The sequence below is a fragment of the Nonomuraea sp. NPDC049725 genome (assembly GCF_040674795.1).
GTDB lineage: Bacteria > Actinomycetota > Actinomycetes > Streptosporangiales > Streptosporangiaceae > Nonomuraea > Nonomuraea ceibae.
Genome location: NZ_JBFANJ010000001.1, coordinates 313,724 through 331,067 on the forward strand (window position 1 = coordinate 313,724; position 17,344 = coordinate 331,067).

The 17,344-nt window shown below is 68.3% G+C and carries 16 protein-coding genes; 3 read left to right on the top strand and 13 right to left on the bottom strand.

Features of this window, described 5'->3' with window-relative positions:
• Positions 1-39: 39 nt before the first annotated feature.
• Both AB0J53_RS01680 and AB0J53_RS01685 read right to left on the bottom strand, forming a co-directional pair.
• Positions 40-423 (bottom strand): hypothetical protein, encoded by a 384-nt coding sequence (locus tag AB0J53_RS01680; RefSeq protein ID WP_364167859.1) that lies wholly within the window; start codon positions 421-423, stop codon positions 40-42.
• Between the two features lie 712 nt (positions 424-1,135).
• On the bottom strand, positions 1,136-1,606 hold the full coding sequence (locus AB0J53_RS01685) for a hypothetical protein (protein ID WP_364167860.1): 471 nt from the start codon (positions 1,604-1,606) through the stop codon (positions 1,136-1,138).
• Between the two features lie 137 nt (positions 1,607-1,743).
• Here AB0J53_RS01685 and AB0J53_RS01690 point away from each other — a divergent pair, with 137 nt between their 5' ends.
• Positions 1,744-2,835, top strand: a complete 1,092-nt coding sequence (locus tag AB0J53_RS01690) for a hypothetical protein (RefSeq protein ID WP_364167862.1) — start codon at positions 1,744-1,746, stop codon at positions 2,833-2,835.
• A 450-nt stretch (positions 2,836-3,285) separates the two neighbouring features.
• Positions 3,286-3,846: an SMI1/KNR4 family protein gene (locus AB0J53_RS01695; RefSeq protein WP_364167863.1), complete on the top strand. Its 561-nt coding sequence runs from the start codon at positions 3,286-3,288 to the stop codon at positions 3,844-3,846.
• Between the two features lie 188 nt (positions 3,847-4,034).
• Here AB0J53_RS01695 and AB0J53_RS01700 read toward each other — a convergent pair whose 3' ends face one another.
• Positions 4,035-4,352: a hypothetical protein gene (locus AB0J53_RS01700; protein ID WP_364167865.1), complete on the bottom strand. Its 318-nt coding sequence runs from the start codon at positions 4,350-4,352 to the stop codon at positions 4,035-4,037.
• 10 nt (positions 4,353-4,362) lie between these two features.
• Positions 4,363-5,022 (bottom strand): peptide-methionine (S)-S-oxide reductase MsrA, encoded by a 660-nt coding sequence (gene msrA, locus AB0J53_RS01705; protein ID WP_364167867.1) that lies wholly within the window; start codon positions 5,020-5,022, stop codon positions 4,363-4,365.
• Between the two features lie 114 nt (positions 5,023-5,136).
• Here msrA and rarD point away from each other — a divergent pair, with 114 nt between their 5' ends.
• Positions 5,137-6,063: an EamA family transporter RarD gene (rarD, locus tag AB0J53_RS01710; RefSeq protein WP_364167869.1), complete on the top strand. Its 927-nt coding sequence runs from the start codon at positions 5,137-5,139 to the stop codon at positions 6,061-6,063.
• On the opposite strand, the gene AB0J53_RS01715 is transcribed toward rarD, so the two are convergent.
• The 9 genes from AB0J53_RS01715 to AB0J53_RS01755 form a co-directional block, all read right to left on the bottom strand.
• The gene (locus tag AB0J53_RS01715) at positions 6,031-7,020 is read right to left on the bottom strand and encodes a polyprenyl synthetase family protein (protein WP_219504508.1); all 990 of its coding nucleotides are present in this window, start codon (positions 7,018-7,020) and stop codon (positions 6,031-6,033) included. The two genes, rarD and AB0J53_RS01715, sit on opposite strands and share 33 nt — an antisense overlap.
• Positions 7,021-7,030: 10 nt before the next feature.
• Entirely contained in the window at positions 7,031-8,617 is a 1,587-nt protein-coding gene (gene nuoN, locus AB0J53_RS01720) for an NADH-quinone oxidoreductase subunit NuoN (RefSeq protein WP_219504506.1), read from the bottom strand.
• Positions 8,614-10,179, bottom strand: coding sequence for an NADH-quinone oxidoreductase subunit M (locus AB0J53_RS01725; protein ID WP_219504504.1), 1,566 nt, complete (start codon positions 10,177-10,179; stop codon positions 8,614-8,616). The genes nuoN and AB0J53_RS01725 overlap by 4 nt, the downstream gene beginning before the upstream one ends.
• A complete protein-coding gene (gene nuoL / locus AB0J53_RS01730; RefSeq protein WP_219504694.1) occupies positions 10,179-12,032 on the bottom strand; it encodes an NADH-quinone oxidoreductase subunit L in 1,854 nt (617 codons plus the stop codon). Before nuoL ends, AB0J53_RS01725 begins: the two co-directional genes overlap by 1 nt.
• A gap of 73 nt (positions 12,033-12,105) precedes the next feature.
• A complete protein-coding gene (gene nuoK, locus AB0J53_RS01735; RefSeq protein WP_049559522.1) occupies positions 12,106-12,351 on the bottom strand; it encodes an NADH-quinone oxidoreductase subunit NuoK in 246 nt (81 codons plus the stop codon).
• Between the two features lie 47 nt (positions 12,352-12,398).
• Positions 12,399-13,157 (bottom strand): NADH-quinone oxidoreductase subunit J, encoded by a 759-nt coding sequence (locus AB0J53_RS01740; RefSeq protein WP_219504501.1) that lies wholly within the window; start codon positions 13,155-13,157, stop codon positions 12,399-12,401.
• Positions 13,150-13,665 (bottom strand): NADH-quinone oxidoreductase subunit NuoI, encoded by a 516-nt coding sequence (nuoI, locus tag AB0J53_RS01745; protein WP_219504500.1) that lies wholly within the window; start codon positions 13,663-13,665, stop codon positions 13,150-13,152. Before nuoI ends, AB0J53_RS01740 begins: the two co-directional genes overlap by 8 nt.
• On the bottom strand, positions 13,652-14,965 hold the full coding sequence (gene nuoH / locus AB0J53_RS01750) for an NADH-quinone oxidoreductase subunit NuoH (RefSeq protein WP_219504498.1): 1,314 nt from the start codon (positions 14,963-14,965) through the stop codon (positions 13,652-13,654). Before nuoH ends, nuoI begins: the two co-directional genes overlap by 14 nt.
• A complete protein-coding gene (locus tag AB0J53_RS01755) occupies positions 14,962-17,343 on the bottom strand; it encodes an NADH-quinone oxidoreductase subunit G (protein WP_357584696.1) in 2,382 nt (793 codons plus the stop codon). Before AB0J53_RS01755 ends, nuoH begins: the two co-directional genes overlap by 4 nt.
• Position 17,344 lies beyond the last annotated feature (1 nt).

Consider the following 17,344-nt stretch of genomic DNA (forward strand, 5'->3'; position numbering starts at 1 on the left):
AGCGGAACTTGCCGCCGTATCGGATATCCCCTGCGGTGATCAACGGCTCATGCCGTAAGCCGCAGCCACATCACAGGCCAGTTCCACCTGTCCCCGAAGCACGTCGCCCACAGCGCCGTACACCTCGACCGAGATCACCGAGCCGCCCACCGCCTGTGCCAGCCTGAAATCAAGCCTCGCTGTCTCCCCGACGAGCGGATAGCCGTACCAGCGTTCTTCCTGCTCATCGTCAGTGCTGAGTAACCCCGTCTCAACCGCCTGCCAGTCGAGATCGTCGAATTCGTACCCGATGAGCGACGCGAGGATCTCGCAGAAGACCCTCGCGTTCTCCTCCTTGATCCACCCAGAGAAGGGACGCCGACGCCGACGCCAGGCGGCTACCAGCCCGGAGGCAGATGGTTCGGCCTTCGAGTCCACCACCATCGGGTCTCGCGCCCCTCGGCAAGAGACCGCCAATACTGGGCGAGCTCAGCCCCGCCGTCGTCGTACGTCACAGCGCGATAGCGGTCGTCGAGACGGCTCAGCCTGCTGACGACCCTGGCGCGAGCCGCCCCGCGCAGGGTCTCGCAGCAGTCCTCCAGAGCATCCCGACAGGACAGATCATCGAGGTACTCATAGACCATGCAAGAGCCCTGACCAGGCCACCCCTCCATGTCCTCGATCAGACCCTCCCACCGCCTGAGTGCCCGGAGAACGCCATCGCCCAGCTCACCGGCCTGTGATTCACGTCCGGGCAACCTGCCCTCCTCAGGATCGAGGCTCAGAGCCCGAAGCCTCACACGACAACAGCCGCCTACTCGGTGTCCTTCGGGTGTCGAGGTGATGCGTAGATCACCCAGACGGTACGAACGTCGTCATCGATGACGTAGCGGACGCGCCCGCCGCTGGTGACCTCGAACTCCCACTGCTCCAGATCCTTGCTGTTGTGACGATGAATCGCGAGGTCGCCACGTAGCCGATGTTGTCGATCATGACCCGCGCCCGTTCGAGGATCAAGCCGCAGGGTCTCGAAGCACCGACGCGTATCGGCCAGAGCATGGCTTTTCCCAGCCCCGGACTGCCTCGCTGGTACCGAACCGGACATCCCATTCGCCATCAGGAGGCGGCACCGTCACCCGGTCTCCGCGCTTCGGGCTCACGCAGAAACCTGCACCGGCCCGAAATCACCGCTCGTTCCCTTACGCGCCTCGGCATAGTGAGCAGGATCCGCCTTGATCCTGGCAGTGGCCCGCCAGCCCGCAATGACCTCCTGGCTGGTGGCGTCGACGTCCAGCTCAGCCGCATCGGAAAGGGCCTCGACCAACTCCAGCGTGAAGGCTCGCAGCTCGGTCGAAGTCAGGTGGCGAACCCAGGGAAAAACCTCGGGCATGGCGATGACCAGGGCCTGTGCGGTGGGATCATGCTTGATCAACGCGAGGAACAAACGAGACGCGGTGGCCAGAGTCCGTTCGCGATCTTCTTCGCGATCCGCTGCGGTCAAGTAGAAGTCCGGCGCGTCTCGGTGCGTGACACGCACCCGCCCAAGGCGTGCCGCACGTTCGGCTACCGCTCGCGGATTTCTCGACAGATCAGAGAAGGTCACTGCGTCGGCATGACTAGCGCTCACCTCAGCAGTGTATGTCAGAACACAATCTGATGTGCGCTGCACCGAAGGGCAGCGACGGCCTCGACCGCAGAAAGCCTGGACAAAGTGGGTGACTTCACGCCACCTGCACCATCCGAGGCCTGTGAAACCATGCGACTGTGCCAAACGATGCCATTCACGGGGGTTCCGACCAGTTCGCCGCTCGTCTCGTGGCCACCGCCGCCGCTCCGCTCGACCCCGCGTCGGCGGACGGCCCACACGTGCTGCACTGGCCCGGGCGCAGGCTGCTGGTGCAGCGTGGGGACACCGAGCTGGCCGTCCGCGACCTGGACGGGGAGGGGACGGAGGTCCGCTTCCCCGCACCCTGGCCCCGCCGGTACGGCTCGGTGGCGGTCTCTCCCACCGGTGATCTCGCCGTGTTCGCCGGCGTGCACGCGCTGCGAGCAGTGGATTCGACCGGCACCGTGCAGTGGGAGATCCGGCACGGTTGCTGGTCCGCCGCCGTGTGCACCAAGGCCCATGCCTCGTTCTCCGAGTACGCCGACGACTACCACCACGGCCACGCTGACAGCGGCTCGGCGGCCTTCTCCTCAGACGGCAAGCTCCTCTGGGCCCACATCCGCAACCACGCGAGGCGCGACGTCAACGAGGAATGGCTGATCCTCGACCCCGCCGACGGCACGGTGCTGACCCGGGCCGAGACGATGACCGTGGGATCGGGCTCCATCCACTTCCCCCATCCGAACCCGGCGGACATGGGGCTGACCATCGGCGAGGGCGAGGAGAACTCGCCCGTGCTGTGGGGACACTGGGACGGCGCGAACCTCACCGTCCACCGGCTCGTCGAGGAGGTCCTCCTCGCCGTGAGCCCGTCCGGGGAGCACTTCCTGACCACGGACCTGGGGCAGTGGACCCTCTACCTGCACCGGGCGAAGGATGGCACCGAACTACGGCATCTGGACGCCGACGAAGCCGTACCCCTTTCCTCAAGCTCGGACGACGACCGCGTCCGCTGGGACTATGAGGCAGCGGCGTTCCCCTACGACGACACCGCCGTGGTCGGCACCGAGGACCACGCGCAGGACCCCCGCCACTGGCTCGTCGACCCACGCACGATGGCCCTGCGCGGCCAGGTCACCTACCCCTTCCCTGTCTCGGGCCCTCCCCGATCAGCGGGGCAGGCCGCCTGGTACACGGCCTCCAAGGACCAGACCATCCTCCACCTGTGGGACCTGCCGCACCGGGAATGAGTCAATGGGCTCCACGCCAAGGCCCTGGTACTCGGCGACCGCACCGTCGCCACCCTCGCCGCGCGCCCGCGATCGTGCAGACCCTCCTCGTCTTGTACTCGCCCGAGACCGCCCATCAGCCACGATGAGAACGGCTCCTTGCAACTACCACGATGACCCGTGCCCACAAAAGGGCAATGAGCGCCACGACCGCGATAACGTTCGCCGCACTGATGAGCTCCTGCGGCCGTCAAGCGCATTGGCTCGGCAGTCCGCACCGAGGCCACCGACACAGCCGTCTCGGAAATCCCTACTCAGGTAAAGAGAATCACGCCAGCCATAGAATATCCAAGGCAACAGAGGTTTCTCCTGAAGGCGCCTCTGGCCAAGGCCACGGCCCAAGAGGCCCTGACCTGGGGAATGCATATTTGATCACCCCCAAGCCACTCGGAACGGGAGACCTTCCTCGCGATGAACACCCAGTACCCATGGTCCGACCGTTTCCCCGCACGGCATCCCGCGACCGCGGCTACTGACCACCCGGCGGCCAGTCCGCTCGGCACTCTCTATCCCCCGGCCACCGAAGCGGAGATCCGCGAGCTTGAAGAGCGGCTGGGTGTGGAGCTACCGCCGAGTTACCGGCAGTTTCTCCTGTTCGCCAACGGGTGGGGCAGCCAGGACGACTGCCGACTGCTGCGCATCGAGGAAGTCGGCCGGCTCAGTGATGTCGATCCCTCAATTGCCGAGAGCTGGTCAGAACCCAAACCCGAGAACTCCTGGAGCGTGCCCGACGAGCTCTACTTCGTCTACGGACCGGAGCAGGACTCCATTCATTACAGAGCGGAGTACGTGCCCGACACCTTTCTGGCCGGGTATTGGGATGACGGAGTGGTCCTCCTCAATCCCCACATCCGCACCGCTGAAGGCGAATGGGAAGCCTGGTACCTCGCGCCCTGGAAACCCGGCGCAAAGCGTTACAGGTCCTTCTGGGACCTCGCCATGGACGAGCTGAGACTGCGATACCCGAGTTGATGTCCAGGGCAATGGTCAGCCCTGGACCCGGGTCTACACGTCGAACCGGGAGACTGGTTCGAGGCCTGGCTGAAGACATCCCCGCAAGACAACCCGGACACGGCGTAACCGACCGCTCAGCTACAGGGAGCGAGTCTGAGCCAGATGCGTGGGCGGTGAGCCCCCAGGCTCGGATCTCCCTGCGGTGATCAACGGCTCATGCCATAAGCGGCGGCCACATCACAGGCCAGTTCCACCTGTCCCCGAAGCACGTCGCCCACAGCGCCGTACACCTCGACCGAGATCACCGAGCCGCCCACCGCCTGTGCCAGCCTGAGATCAAGCGACGCCGTCTCCCCAACGAGCGGATAGCCGTACCAGCGTTCTTCCTGCTCATCGTCGGTGCTGGCCAACCCCGTCTCAACCGCCTGCCAGTCGAGATCGTCGAATTCGTACCCGATGAGCGACGCGAGGATCTCGCAGAAGACCCTCGCGTTCTCCTCCTTGATCCACCCAGCGTGGATCAAGTCGAGCCGATCAGGCCTCACCGGAGGTCAGTCCGACCGGGCAGGCGACGCCCGTTCCGCCGATCCCGCAGTACCCGTCGGGCACCTTGAAGAGGTACTGCTGGTGGTAGTCCTCCGCGAAGTAGAACGGCCCCGCCGGTGCCACCTCCGTCGTGATGGCGCCGTAGCCCGCCTCCGTCAGCACCTTCTGGTACGCGTCGCGCGAGGTCTCGGCGGCCTTCTGCTGTTCCGGCGAGTGGTGGTAGACGGCCGACCGGTACTGGGTGCCGACGTCGTTGCCCTGGCGCATGCCCTGGGTGGGGTCGTGCGCCTCCCAGAAGACCTTCAGCAGCTCCTCGTACGAGATCACGGCCGGGTCGAAGACGACGCGCACCACCTCGGTGTGTCCGGTGCGCCCGCTGCAGACCTCTTCGTACGTCGGGTTGGGGGTGTAGCCGCCCTGGTAGCCGGCGGCCGTGGTGACGACGCCGGGCGTCTGCCAGAACTTGCGCTCCGCGCCCCAGAAGCAGCCCAGGCCGAAGTCCGCGACTTCCACGCCCGGCGGGTAGGGCGGGGCCAGCGGGGCGTCGAGGACGGCGTGGCGGGCGGGGACGGGGATCGGGTCGGGGCGGCCCGGCAGGGCGTCCTCGCGACTGACCATCGATGTCTTGGTTCCGAACAGCCAACCCATAGCGCACCTCCACGGTTCACTCTACAGACGGCACAACGCTTTACACCTTCTACATAGTCCCGTATAGATGTGCACATTTGTGTTTAAGCATGGTAATGCCCGAAGATGGGGGACATGCCTGACTTGCGACGCGGTGTGCTGTTCGGGGTGGCCGCTTATGCCATGTGGGGACTGTTCCCCCTCTACTGGCCGCTGCTGAAGCCGTCCGGGGCGGTGGAGATCCTCGCGCACCGCATCGTCTGGTCGCTGGTCGCCGTCGTGGCGGTGCTGCTCGTGCGCCGGCACTGGTCGTGGGTCAAGGAGCTGGTACGGCAGCCGCGCAAGATCGGGCTGCTGACCGTGGCCGCGGTGGTGATCACGGTCAACTGGGGCACGTACATCTACGCGGTCAACACCGGCCACGTGGTCGAGAGCGCGCTGGGCTACTTCATCAACCCGCTGGTCAGCGTGCTGTTCGGGGTGTTGCTGCTGAAGGAGCGGCTGCGGCCGTTGCAGTGGACGGCCGTGGGGTTCGGGGCGCTGGCGGTGCTGGTGCTGACCGTCAACTACGGGCGGCCGCCGTACATGGCGCTGGTGCTGGCGGTGAGCTTCGCGGTGTACGGGCTGGTCAAGAAGCAGGCGAACGTGGGGGCGGCCGAGAGCCTGACCGTGGAGACGCTCGTGCTGCTGGTGCCGGCGCTGGTGTATCTGACGTTCCTGCAGCAGCAGGGGCAGTCGACGTTCGGCACCCTGGGGGCGGGGCACGCCGCGCTGCTCGTGGGGGCGGGGGTGATCACGGCGCTGCCGCTGCTGGCGTTCACCGCCTCGGCGATCCGGGTGCCGCTCAGCACGATCGGGCTGCTTCAGTACATCGCGCCCGTGCTGCAGTTCCTGGTCGGGGTGCTGATCGCCAAGGAGACGATGCCGCCGAGCCGGTGGGCCGGCTTCGCCATCGTGTGGATCGCGCTGGCGATCTTCACGTACGACAGCTTCCGCGCGGCACGGGCGCGGCGGCCGAAGAAGAAGGCGTCAGCCCGACCGCTCGACCACGTAGTCACATAGCGCCAAAAAGGCGGACTTGGCCGGGATGTCAGGCAGGCCGGAGATGTCGTGCCGAGCCCGGTCCACCCACGCGTCCAGCTCGGCCCGCGCCTGAGCCATCGCCGGGTGCGCCCGCAGCAGCGTCAGCGCCTCGTCCAAGTCCGACTCGGCCACCGGCCCCGACAGCAGCTCGGCCAGCCGCGACGACGGATCTGAGGCCAGCACGTAGAGCACCGGCAGCGTCTTGATGCCCTCGCGCAGGTCGGTGCCGGGCGTCTTGCCCGACTCGGTGGAGGTGGAGGCCACGTCCAGCAGGTCGTCGCCGAGCTGCCAGGCCACGCCGATCGCCTCGCAGGCCCGGCTCAGCCGCTCCTCCACGTCGGCGGGAGCGCCGGACAGCAGCGCCCCGAAGCGGCCCGAGGCCGCGATGAGCGAGCCGGTCTTGTCGGCCAGCACGCTGATGTAGTGGGCCACCGGGTCGTCACCGGCCTGAGGGCCGATGGTCTCGCGGATCTGCCCCTGCACGAGGCGGGAGAACGTCTGCGCCTGCACCCGGATCAGCTCGGGGCCGAGGTCGGCGAGCAGGTCGGAAGCCTGGGCGAACAGGTAGTCGCCGGTCAGGATGGCCACGGTGTTGTCCCACCGGGCGTTGGCCGACGGGGAGCCCCGGCGCACCGGGGCCTCGTCCATCACGTCGTCGTGGTAGAGCGACCCGAGATGGGTCAGCTCGATCACCACGGCGCCGGGCACCACGCCCGGCGCCGACGGGTCGCCGAACTGGGCCGCCAGCAGCACCATCAGCGTGCGGAAACGCTTGCCGCCGGCCTCGATGAGGTGCTTGGACGCCTCCGTGACGAAGGCGTCCTCGCTCTCCACCGACGAGCGCAGCAGCTTCTCCACGGCGGCCAGCCCGTTGGACACGTCCTGCGCCAACCGCTCGTCCTCGATGGGAAGGTCAACAACGGGAGGCGCGGACATATGGGATCCCCTATCTAACGAAAAGGCCAGATGCAGCCTGCTGGGCAAGGTCGAGCACGGGCTCCGGGTACAGCCCGACTCCTACCGTAACCAGCAGCGAGACCGCGATGACCGCCACGGTCCCCGCACTGGGGATCGCGATGGCCGGGCCGTCGGCCGCGGGCTCGCTGAAGAACATCAGCACGATGACGCGGACGTAGAAGAACGCGGCGATCGCCGAGGCGATGACGCCGACCACGACCAGTCCGGTCATCCAGCCGCCCAGCGAGTCGCCGGCCTCGGAGGCGCTGCCCAGCGCCGCCGTGAAGACCGCGTACTTGCCGAAGAAGCCGCTCGTGAGCGGGATTCCGGCGAACGCCAGCAGGAAGAAGGCGAACACCCCGGCCAGGATCGGCGACCGCTTGCCCAGCCCGGCCCAGCGGGAGAGGTGGTTGGCCTCGCCGCCGGGGTCGCGCACCAGCGTGACCACGGCGAACGCGCCGACCGTGGTGATGCCGTACACGAGCAGGTAGAACAGGATCGCCTGCAGCGACACCGCGTTGCCCTCGGCGGCCGAGTAGGTGGCCATGACGCCCACCAGCAGGAAGCCGGCGTGCGCGATCGAGGAGTAGGCGAGCATCCGCTTGATGTCGGTCTGCGTGATCGCCAGCACCGCGCCGACGATCATCGTCAGGGCCGCGATGACCCAGATGACCGGACGCCAGTTCCAGTCGAGGTTGCCCAGCGCCACCCAGAAGACGCGCAGCAGCGCGCCCACGGCGGCCACCAGCGTGCCGGAGGCCATGAGGGCGGTGATGGGCGTCGGGGCGCCCTGGTAGACGTCCGGCTTCCACGCCTGGAACGGCGCCGCGCCGATCTTGAACAGCAGGCCCACGCCGGCCAGCGCGAAGCCGATCAGCAGCAGCGGGTCCAGCGCGGCCCCGGTCGTCATGGCCTGGCCGATCCCCGCCAGCGACACGGTCCCGGCGTAGCCGTACAGCATCGCGATGCCGTACAGGAAGAACGCCGAGGAGAACGCGCCCAGCAGGAAGTACTTCAGCGAGGCTTCCTGCGAGAGCAGGCGGCGACGCCGGGCCAGGCCGCACAGCAGGTACAGCGGCAGCGACATGACCTCGAGGCCGACGAACATGGTCAGCAGGTCGTTCGCGGCGGGGAACATGAGCATGCCGCCCACCGCGAACAGCGCCAGCGGGTAGACCTCGGTGTGCGCGCTGCCGGCCCGCTCGGCCTCTTCCTCGTCGGCGCTGCCGGGCACCGACGCCGCCGAGGCGACGAAGTGGCCCTCGTCGTTGATCAGCAGCACGCAGACGATGGACAGGACGAGGATGACGCCCCAGATGAACAGCGCCGGCCCGTCGACCGCGAGCGCCCCCATCGCGACCGGCTCGGTCGGCACGCCGCCGCCGACGACGGTCACGAGCACCAGCGCGAACGCGCCGACCAGGCTGAGCAGCGTCAGCGGCACCTGGATGGACCTGCGCAGGTAGCGGGGCGCGAACGCCTCCACCAGCACGCCGACGACGGCGGCCGCGAACACGAGCAGCAGCGGCGCCAGCGTGCCGTACTCGATCGTCGGCGCCTCGATGACGTTGTTCACTGACCGGCTCCCTTCTCAGCGATAGCCGGGTTGTCGACCTGCACGTTGGACAGCGTGCTGGTCACCGCGGGTGTGATCACGTCGAGCAGCGGCTTGGGGAAGAACCCGAAGCCGATGATCAGGGCGACCAGCGGCGCGAGCACCCACACCTCGCGCGCGTTCAGGTCCTTGAACGCCTTGACCGGCTCGGCGGTCGGCCCGTTGAGCGTCCGCTGCACCATCCACAGGATGTAGACGGCGGCCAGGATGACGGCCAGCGCGGAGACGATCGCCGCGACGGTCAGCGCCCCCGACCCGAACGCCGGGCTGGAGTAGGTGCCGATCATCACCATGAACTCGCTGACGAACGAGGACAGCCCCGGCAGCGAGAGCCCGGCCAGACCGGCGACCAGGAAGAAGCCGGCCAGCAGCGGCGTGACCTTCTGCGCGCCACCGTAGTCGGCGATGTGCGGAGAGCCGCGCCTGGCGATGAGGAACCCGGCCGCCAGGAACAGCGCGCCGGTCGCGAAGCCGTGGTTGACCATGTAGAGGGCGGCGCCCTCCTGGGCCACCTGCGACATCGCGAACACGCCCATGACGATGAAGCCGAAGTGCGAGATCGACGTGTAGGCGATCAGGCGCTTCATGTCGGTCTGGCCGATGGCCACGATCGCGCCGTAGATGATGCTGATGACCGCCAGGACGATGATCGGCATGGTGAACGCCTTGGCGGCGTCGGGGAACAGCTCCAGACAGAACCGGAGCATTCCGTACGTGCCGACCTTGTCCAGCACGCCGACCAGCAGCACCGCGGCGCCGGCCGGAGCCTGCGCGGCCGCGTCGGGCAGCCAGGTGTGCACCGGCCAGAGCGGCGCCTTGATGGCGAAGGCGATGAAGAAGCCCGCGAACAGCCACTTCTGCGTCACCGGGTCCTGGATGGCGCCGACGAGCTCGGGGAACATGAACGTCCCCTTGCCCGCGACGACGTACAGGCCGATGACCGCGACCAGCATGAGCAGGCCGCCGAAGAGCGAGTACAGCAGGAACTTGACCGCCGCGTAGGACCGCTGCGCCCCGCCATAGGACCCGATCATGAAGTACATCGGGATCAGCATGGCTTCGAAGAAGACGTAGAACAGGAAGATGTCGGTCGCCGCGAAGACGCCGATCATCATCGCTTCCAGCACGAGCAGCAGCGAGAAGTACGTCTTGACCGACCGCTTGGGCGCGACCACGGTGCCGTCGGCGGCCTTGACGCCGGAGGCGTCGTGCCACGAGGCGAGCACCACGATCGGCACCAGCACGGCCGACAGGGCGATCAGCACCAGCGCGATGCCGTCGACGCCCACCCCGAAGTGCACCCCGAAGCTCGGGATCCAGTCGTACGTGGCCGCGAACTTGAACCGGTCACCTGGGGCGCCGGTGAACTGGAACGCCATGACGAGCGTCAGCGCCAGCACGACCAGCGAGACCAGCAGCGTGACCTGCTTGGCCAGCTTGTCGCTGCCCTTGGGAAGCAGCGCTACCACGATGGCGCCCAGCACGGGCACCGCCATGAGTATCGGGAGCCAGAGTGACGACATCAGATGTTCCCAACGAGGAGCAGGGCGCCGGTCAGCAGGGCGGCGCCGATCAGGATGGACAACGCGTACGTTCTGGCGAAGCCCGTCTGGAGCCGCCGCAGGCGCCCTGAGCTCCCGCCGATGCCCGCGGCCAGGCCGTTGACCAGCCCGTCGATGCCGCGGTTGTCGAAGTACACCGCGATGCGGGTCAGCCACTGGCCGGGGCGCATGAACAGCGATTCGTTGAGCGCGTCGCCGTACAGGTCACGCCGGGCGAAGGTGGTGAGGAACGAGCCGCGCGGCTGCACGGCCGGCACCTGGGCGCGGCCGTACTTCATCCACGCGATCGCCGCGCCGACGGCCACCAGCGCCAGCGTGGACAGACCCACCGTGGTGGTGCTGAACACGTGCGGGACGGGCGCGTGCTCCGGCATGCCCACCGCGGGCGCCAGGAAGTGCATGAGCCTGTTGTCCATGATGAGGAAGTAGCCGAGCACGATCGAGCCGATCGACAGCAGGATCAGCGGCACGGTCATCACCGAGGGCGACTCGTGCGGGTGCGCGTCCTTCTCCCAGCGCTTCTCGCCGAAGAACGTCATGAAGATCATGCGGGACATGTAGAAGCCGGTGATGCCCGCGCCGAGGACGGCCAGCCAGCCCATCCAGGCGCCGTGCTCCATGGCCGTCTCGATGATCCCGTCCTTGGTGTAGAAGCCGGACAGGAACGGGAAGCCGATGATGGCCAGGTAGCCGACCATGAACGTGGCGAAGGTGATCGGCATGTACTTGCGGAGACCGCCGTACTTGCGCATGTCGACCTCGTCGTTCATGCCGTGCATGACCGAGCCGGCGCCGAGGAACATGTCGGCCTTGAAGAAGCCGTGCGCGATCAGGTGCGCGATGGCGAAGGCGTAGCCCGCCGGGCCGAGGCCCGCGCCGAGCATCATGTAGCCGATCTGCGACATCGTCGAGCCGGCCAGGCCCTTCTTGATGTCGTCCTTGGCACAACCGATGATCGCACCGGCGAGCAGCGTGGCCACACCGACGATCGTGACGACCAGCGAGGCCACGTCGGACGCCTCGAAGAACGCGCCCGAGCGGACCACCAGGTAGACGCCGGCGGTGACCATGGTCGCGGCGTGGATGAGGGCCGACACCGGGGTCGGGCCCTCCATCGCGTCCAGGAGCCACGACTGCAGCGGGAGCTGCGCCGACTTGCCGCACGCGCCGAGGAGCAGCAGCAGGCCGATCGCGGTCAGCGTGCCGTCGGAGGCGGTGCCGATCTGCTGCGCGCCCAGGTCCTTGAAGGCCAGCGAGCCGAACGACGTCCAGATGATGAACATGCCGACCAGCAGCCCGAAGTCACCGACGCGGTTGACGACGAACGCCTTCTTCGCCGCGACCGCCGCCGACGGCTTGAACTGCCAGAACCCGATGAGCAGGTACGAGGCCAGGCCGACGCCCTCCCAGCCGATGAACAGGCCGACGTAGTTGTCGGACAGCACCAGCAGGAGCATCGCGGCCACGAACAGGTTCAGGTAGGAGAAGAACCTGCGCCGGTCGGGGTCGTGCGACATGTAGCCGATCGAGTAGATGTGGATCAGCGATCCGACACCGGTGATCAGCAGCGCGAAGCTGACCGACAGGGGGTCGACGAGCAGCCCCATGTCCAGCTTCAGGCTGGGGATGAACTCGTACAGCCGCACGGCCCTGCGGCGCTGATCCTCGCCGAGTCCGAGCAACTCGACGAACGCCAGCACCGCCACGGCGAACGAGGCGAGGGACATGGCCACGCCCAGCAGATGGCCCCACCGGTTGGTGAACCGGTTGAACACCAGCAGGATGAACGCCCCCAGCAACGGGAGGGCGATCATCAGCCAGGACACGCCGATCGCGCCACCAGCGGTGTGCTGGATGATCTCAGCAGGAGATTCCACCAGTCACCTCTTAGTACTTCAGCAGGTTGGCGTCGTCGACCGACGCGGACCTGCGGGTTCGGAAGATCGTCACGATGATTGCCAGGCCGACCACGACCTCGGCCGCGGCCACCACCATCACGAAGAACGCGATGATCTGGCCTTCGAGGTTGCCGACCTGCCTGGCGAACGTGACGAACGCCAGGTTGCAGGCGTTGAGCATGAGCTCCACGCACATGAACACGACGATCGCGTTGCGCCGGATCAGCACGCCCATGGCGCCGATCGCGAACAGCAGGCCCGACAGGATGAGGTAATGCGTCGTCACTTGGACTCCTCCTCGGCCCGGTGCTTGATGGCCTCGGCGAGCTTGGGGTCCTCGGGCAGGTGCCCATGCTCCACGTCGTAGCGGGCGATGTAGCGGTTGACCGAGGACTCGGCCACGGACCCGTCGGGCAGCAGCGCCGGCATGTCGATGGCGTTGCCGGTCGCGTACGTGCCCGGGCCGGGCAGCGGCGACGGGCGGTCACCGAGGAAGCGGGCCTTGGACAGGTCCTTCTGCGTGGCCTTCTTGGCCAGCCGCTCGCGGTGCGCCAGCACCATCGCGGCGAGCGCGGCGGTGATGAGCAGCGCCGAGGTGACCTCGAACGCGAAGACGTACTTGGTGAACAGCAGCAGCGCGATCGAGCGGATGTAGCCGCCCTGACCGGTGGCCATCGCCAGGCCCGTCTGCGGCGCGAAGATCGCGTTGCCCACGGCCAGGATGATCAGCGCGGCGAATCCGACGCCCGCGATGATCGCCCAGAACCGCTGGCCGCGGAGCGTCTCCACGAGCGAGTCGGAGGAGTCGACGCCGACCAGCATGAGCACGAACAGGAACAGCATCATGACGGCGCCGGTGTAGACGATGATCTGCACCGCGGCCAGGAAAGGCGCGTCCTGCACGGCGTAGAGGACCGCGAGGCAGAGCATCACGGTGCCGAGCATCAGCGCCGAGTAGACGGCCTTCCGGTTGAAGACCACGCCGAGCGCGGCGCCGACGGACACGACGGCGAGCACCCAGAAAGTGATGGTCTCACCCATTGGTCCGTCCCAGCCGGTAGTAGTCCTCTTCGGTCTCGCCGAGCCGCATGGGGTGCGGCGGCTGCTCCATGCCCTGGGTGAGCGGCGCGAGGAGCATCTCCTTGGTGTAGATGAGGCTCTCGCGGTTGCTGTCGGCGAGCTCGTACTCGTTGGTCATGGTGAGCGCCCGGGTCGGGCACGCCTCGATGCACAGGCCGCACAGGATGCACCGCAGATAGTTGATCTGGTAGGTGCGCCCGTAGCGCTCGCCCGGCGAGAAGCGCTCCTCGTCGGTGTTGTCCGCGCCCTCCACGTAGATGGCGTCGGCCGGACACGCCCACGCGCACAGCTCGCAGCCGACGCACTTCTCCAGCCCGTCAGGCCAGCGGTTGAGCTGGTGCCGCCCGTGGAAGCGCGGAGCCGTCGGCTTCTTCTCCTCCGGGTAGTTGGTCGTGACGGGCTTCTTGAACATCGTGTGGAAGGTGACCCCGAAGCCCTTGACGGGGTTCAGCCAATCAGTTAGTCCCACTGGGAATCTCCTTGTGCTGCACCCCGTGGTAGTGCGGCAGATCGAGCGGCGGCACAGGGAAGCCGCCTGCCGTCGGCTCGTTGGACAGCTCCTCGAACTCGGCTTCGACCTCCGCCTTCCTGGCTTCCTTGCGCCGCTGGTTCACGGTGTCGAACCGCATCCAGATGGCCAGCGCCCCGATGACGACGATCGCGCCGAGCCCGGCGGAGACGTAGATGCTCCCCTCGAACGTGCCGTTGTTCACGTAGATGATGTTGCGAACGGCGGCGACGAGAAGGATCCACGCCAGGTTGACCGGGATCAGGACCTTCCAGCCCAGCGACATCAGCTGGTCGTACCGGACACGCGGCAGCGAGGCGCGCACCCAGACGATGAAGCAGAACGTCAGCACGAACTTGATGAAGAACCAGAGCACCGGAACCCAGCCCGTGTGCGCCCACTCCCAGCTCATCGGGAGCGGTGCCCGCCAGCCGCCCATGAACAGCGTCACGGCGATGGCCGAGGCGGTGAAGGTGTGCAGGTACTCGCCCATCATGATCAGGGCGAACTTCAGCGACGAGGAGTATTCCGTCTGGAACCCGCCGACCAGCTCGCCTTCACCCTCGGGCAGGTCGAACGGGATGCGCGCGGCCTCGCCGAACATGCAGACCACGTAGACCAGGAACGACGGCAGCAACAGCACGGCGTACCAGGTCTGCTGCTGCGCGCCGACGATCTCCGAGGTGGACAGCGTCCCGGCGAACAGGAAGATCGCCACGAACGACAGGCCCATCGCGATCTCGTACGAGACCACCTGCGCCGCCGACCGGAGGCCGCCGAGCAGGGCGTACGGCGAGCGCGACGACCAGCCGGCCAGCACCACGCCGTAGACCGAGACGGCGCCCATGGCCAGCATGAACAGCACGGCCACCGGCAGGTCGACGAGCTGGAGCGGCGTCTGCACGCCGAACAGGTTCACCATCGGCCCGAACGGCACGATGGAGAAGGCCAGGAAGGCCGGGATCACCATGATGACCGGGGCCAGCAGGTAGAGCACCTTGTCCACGGTCCGCGGGAAGATGTCCTCCTTCAGGCCCATCTTCAGACCGTCGGCCACCGACTGGAGCAGGCCGAACTTGCCCGCCCGGTTGGGGCCGTAGCGGTTCTGCATCCGGGAGATGAGCTTGCGCTCGAACCAGACGCCGAACAGGATGCCCAGCATCAGGAAGGCGAAGAGCATGACCGCCTTGATGATGGTGATCCAGAGCGGGTCCTTGCCGAAGTCTTCGACGGTCGGACTGGCCGCGAGAACGAAGGTCATGAGGCGCTCCCGATGGTGACGATGTCGCCGGCCACCGCGCCGAGGTCGCGCGTGACCGAGCAGCCGCCCGAGTTCGACGGCACCCAGACCACGCGGTCGGGCAGGTCGGCGATGCGGACGGGCAGCGTGACCGCGTTCGGGCCGGGCCCGCCGACGACGACCTTGTCACCGTCGGCGACGCCGATCTCCGCGGCCGTGCTCTCCGACAGCAGCGCCTCGGCCGCCCGCGCGGTGCCGGCCAGGTACGGCTCGCCGTCCTGGAGGCGGCCGTCGTCGAGCAGCAGGTGCCAGGTCGCCAGCACGGCCCCGCCGGCGGCGGGGGCGGCGGGCGAGCCGGCGCCGACGCTCGGCGCGGCGACGCGGGTGCCCCGGTAGGAGCCGATGCCCGACAGCTCGCGCCGGGCCGCCTTGGCGTCCGGCAGGCCCAGGTGCACGTCCATGCGGTCGGCCAGGTCGCCGACGACCGCGAGGTCGCTGCGCAGGCCGGGCACCTTGAGCGGGGCCTCGAACGAGCGGCCCCGGCCCTCCCAGTTGACGAACGTGCCGCTCTTCTCCTGCACGGTGGCGACCGGCAGCACCACGTCGGCCCGGTCGGTGACGGCGCTGGCGCGCGTCTCCAGGCTGACGATGAACGGCGTGTTCTCCAGCGCCTCCAGCGCGGCGACCGGGTTGGCCAGGTCGTAGGGGTCGACGCCGGCCACGACCAGCGCGTCGAGCTCCCCGTCACGGGCGGCGGCGAGCATCGCGTCGGTGTCGCGGCCTGGGGTGGCGGGCAGCGAGGACACGTTCCAGGCGCGGGCGATCTCGGCCCTGGCGCTCTCGTCGTCGACCGGGCGGCCGATCGGCAGCAGGTTGGGCAGCGCGCCAGCCTCGACCGCGCCGCGCTCGCCGGCCCTGCGCGGGACCCAGGCGATGCGGGCGTCGGAGGCGGCGCCCAGCCGGACCAGCGCCGACAGCGCGCCGGGGACGGTCGCCAGGCGCTCGCCGGCGAGCACGATCGTGCCCTCGGCCAGCGTGCCGACCAGGTCGCCGATCGCGTCGGCCTCCCCGCCCGGCGCGGTGCGGATGAGCGTGCCGCCCATCTTGGCCAGGCCGTTGGTGGCGAACGGGGCGATCGCGGTGACCTTGAGGCCGCGCTTCTGCCACGCCTTGCGCAGGCGCAGGAAGACGATCGGCGACTCCTCCTCGGGCTCGAACCCGACGAGCAGCACCGCGGGGGCGCTCTCCAGGTCGGCGTAGGAGACCTCGATCCCCTTGCCGGCGACCGCGTGCGCGAGGAAGCGGGCCTCCTCGGCGGAGTGCGGCCGGGCGCGGAAGTCGACGTCGTTCGTGCCGAGCGCGAGCCGGGCGAACTTGGCGTAGGCGTAGGCGTCCTCGACCGTGACCCGGCCGCCGACCAGCACGCCGGCCTTGCCGCGGGCGGCGGCCAGGCCCTGGGCGGCGACGCTCAGCGCCTCCGGCCAGGAGGCGGGCTCCAGCACGCCCTCCTCGTTGCGGACCAGCGGCGTCCTGAGCCGGTCGGGCTGCGTGGCGTAGGTGAACGCCCAGCGGCCCTTGTCGCAGTTCCACTCCTCGTTGACCTGCGGGTCGTTGCCCGCCAGGCGGCGGGTGACGCGGCCGCGCCGGTGGTCGGTGCGCAGGCTGCACCCGGAGGCGCAGTGCTCGCACGCGCTCGGCGTGGACACCAGGTCGAACGGGCGGGCCCGGAACCGGTAGGCGGCGCCGGTCAGCGCGCCCACCGGGCAGATCTGCACCGTGTTGCCCGAGAAGTAGGACTGGAACGGCTCGCCGTCGGCGACGCCCACCTGCTCCTTGGCCCCGCGCTCGAAGAACTCGATGAACGGGTCACCGGCGATCTGGTCGGAGAAGCGGATGCAGCGCGCGCACTGCACGCAGCGCTCGCGGTCGAGCAGCACCTGGGTGGACAGCGGCAGCGGCTTGGCGAACGTCCGCTTCTGCTCCTGGAAGCGCGACTCGCCCTGGCCGTTGGACATGGCCTGGTTCTGCAGCGGGCACTCGCCGCCCTTGTCGCAGACCGGGCAGTCGAGCGGGTGGTTCAGGAGCAGGAACTCCATCGCCGCCCGCTGCGCCTTCTCCGCCACCGGCGAGGTCAGCTGGGTCTGCACGACCATGCCCTCGGCGACCTCGATCGCGCACGACGGCTGCGGCTTGGGGAAGCCGCGGCCGTTGCCCGCGTCGGGGATGTCGACGAGACACTGGCGGCAGTTGGCCGCCGGGTCGAGCAGCGGGTGGTCGCAGAACCTGGGGATCTGGATGCCCAGCAGCTCGGCCGCCCTGATGATCAGCGTGCCCTTGGGGACGCTGACCTGGAACCCGTCGATCGTGAGGGTCACCAGGGTGGTCTCAGTTTCTGTCACG

Bases quoted from the DNA above. Each gene is read 5' to 3' on its own strand.
- AB0J53_RS01680 (WP_364167859.1), bottom strand. From the start codon at position 423: ATGGTGGTGGACTCGAAGGCCGAACCATCTGCCTCCGGGCTGGTAGCC.
- AB0J53_RS01695 (WP_364167863.1), top strand. From the start codon at position 3,286: ATGAACACCCAGTACCCATGGTCCGACCGTTTCCCCGCACGGCATCCC.
- msrA (WP_364167867.1), bottom strand. From the start codon at position 5,022: ATGGGTTGGCTGTTCGGAACCAAGACATCGATGGTCAGTCGCGAGGAC.
- rarD (WP_364167869.1), top strand. From the start codon at position 5,137: ATGCCTGACTTGCGACGCGGTGTGCTGTTCGGGGTGGCCGCTTATGCC.
- AB0J53_RS01715 (WP_219504508.1), bottom strand. From the start codon at position 7,020: ATGTCCGCGCCTCCCGTTGTTGACCTTCCCATCGAGGACGAGCGGTTG.
- AB0J53_RS01725 (WP_219504504.1), bottom strand. From the start codon at position 10,179: ATGTCGTCACTCTGGCTCCCGATACTCATGGCGGTGCCCGTGCTGGGC.
- nuoL (WP_219504694.1), bottom strand. From the start codon at position 12,032: ATGATCGCCCTCCCGTTGCTGGGGGCGTTCATCCTGCTGGTGTTCAAC.
- nuoK (WP_049559522.1), bottom strand. From the start codon at position 12,351: ATGGGCGTGCTGATCCGGCGCAACGCGATCGTCGTGTTCATGTGCGTG.
- AB0J53_RS01740 (WP_219504501.1), bottom strand. From the start codon at position 13,157: ATGGGTGAGACCATCACTTTCTGGGTGCTCGCCGTCGTGTCCGTCGGC.
- nuoH (WP_219504498.1), bottom strand. From the start codon at position 14,965: ATGACCTTCGTTCTCGCGGCCAGTCCGACCGTCGAAGACTTCGGCAAG.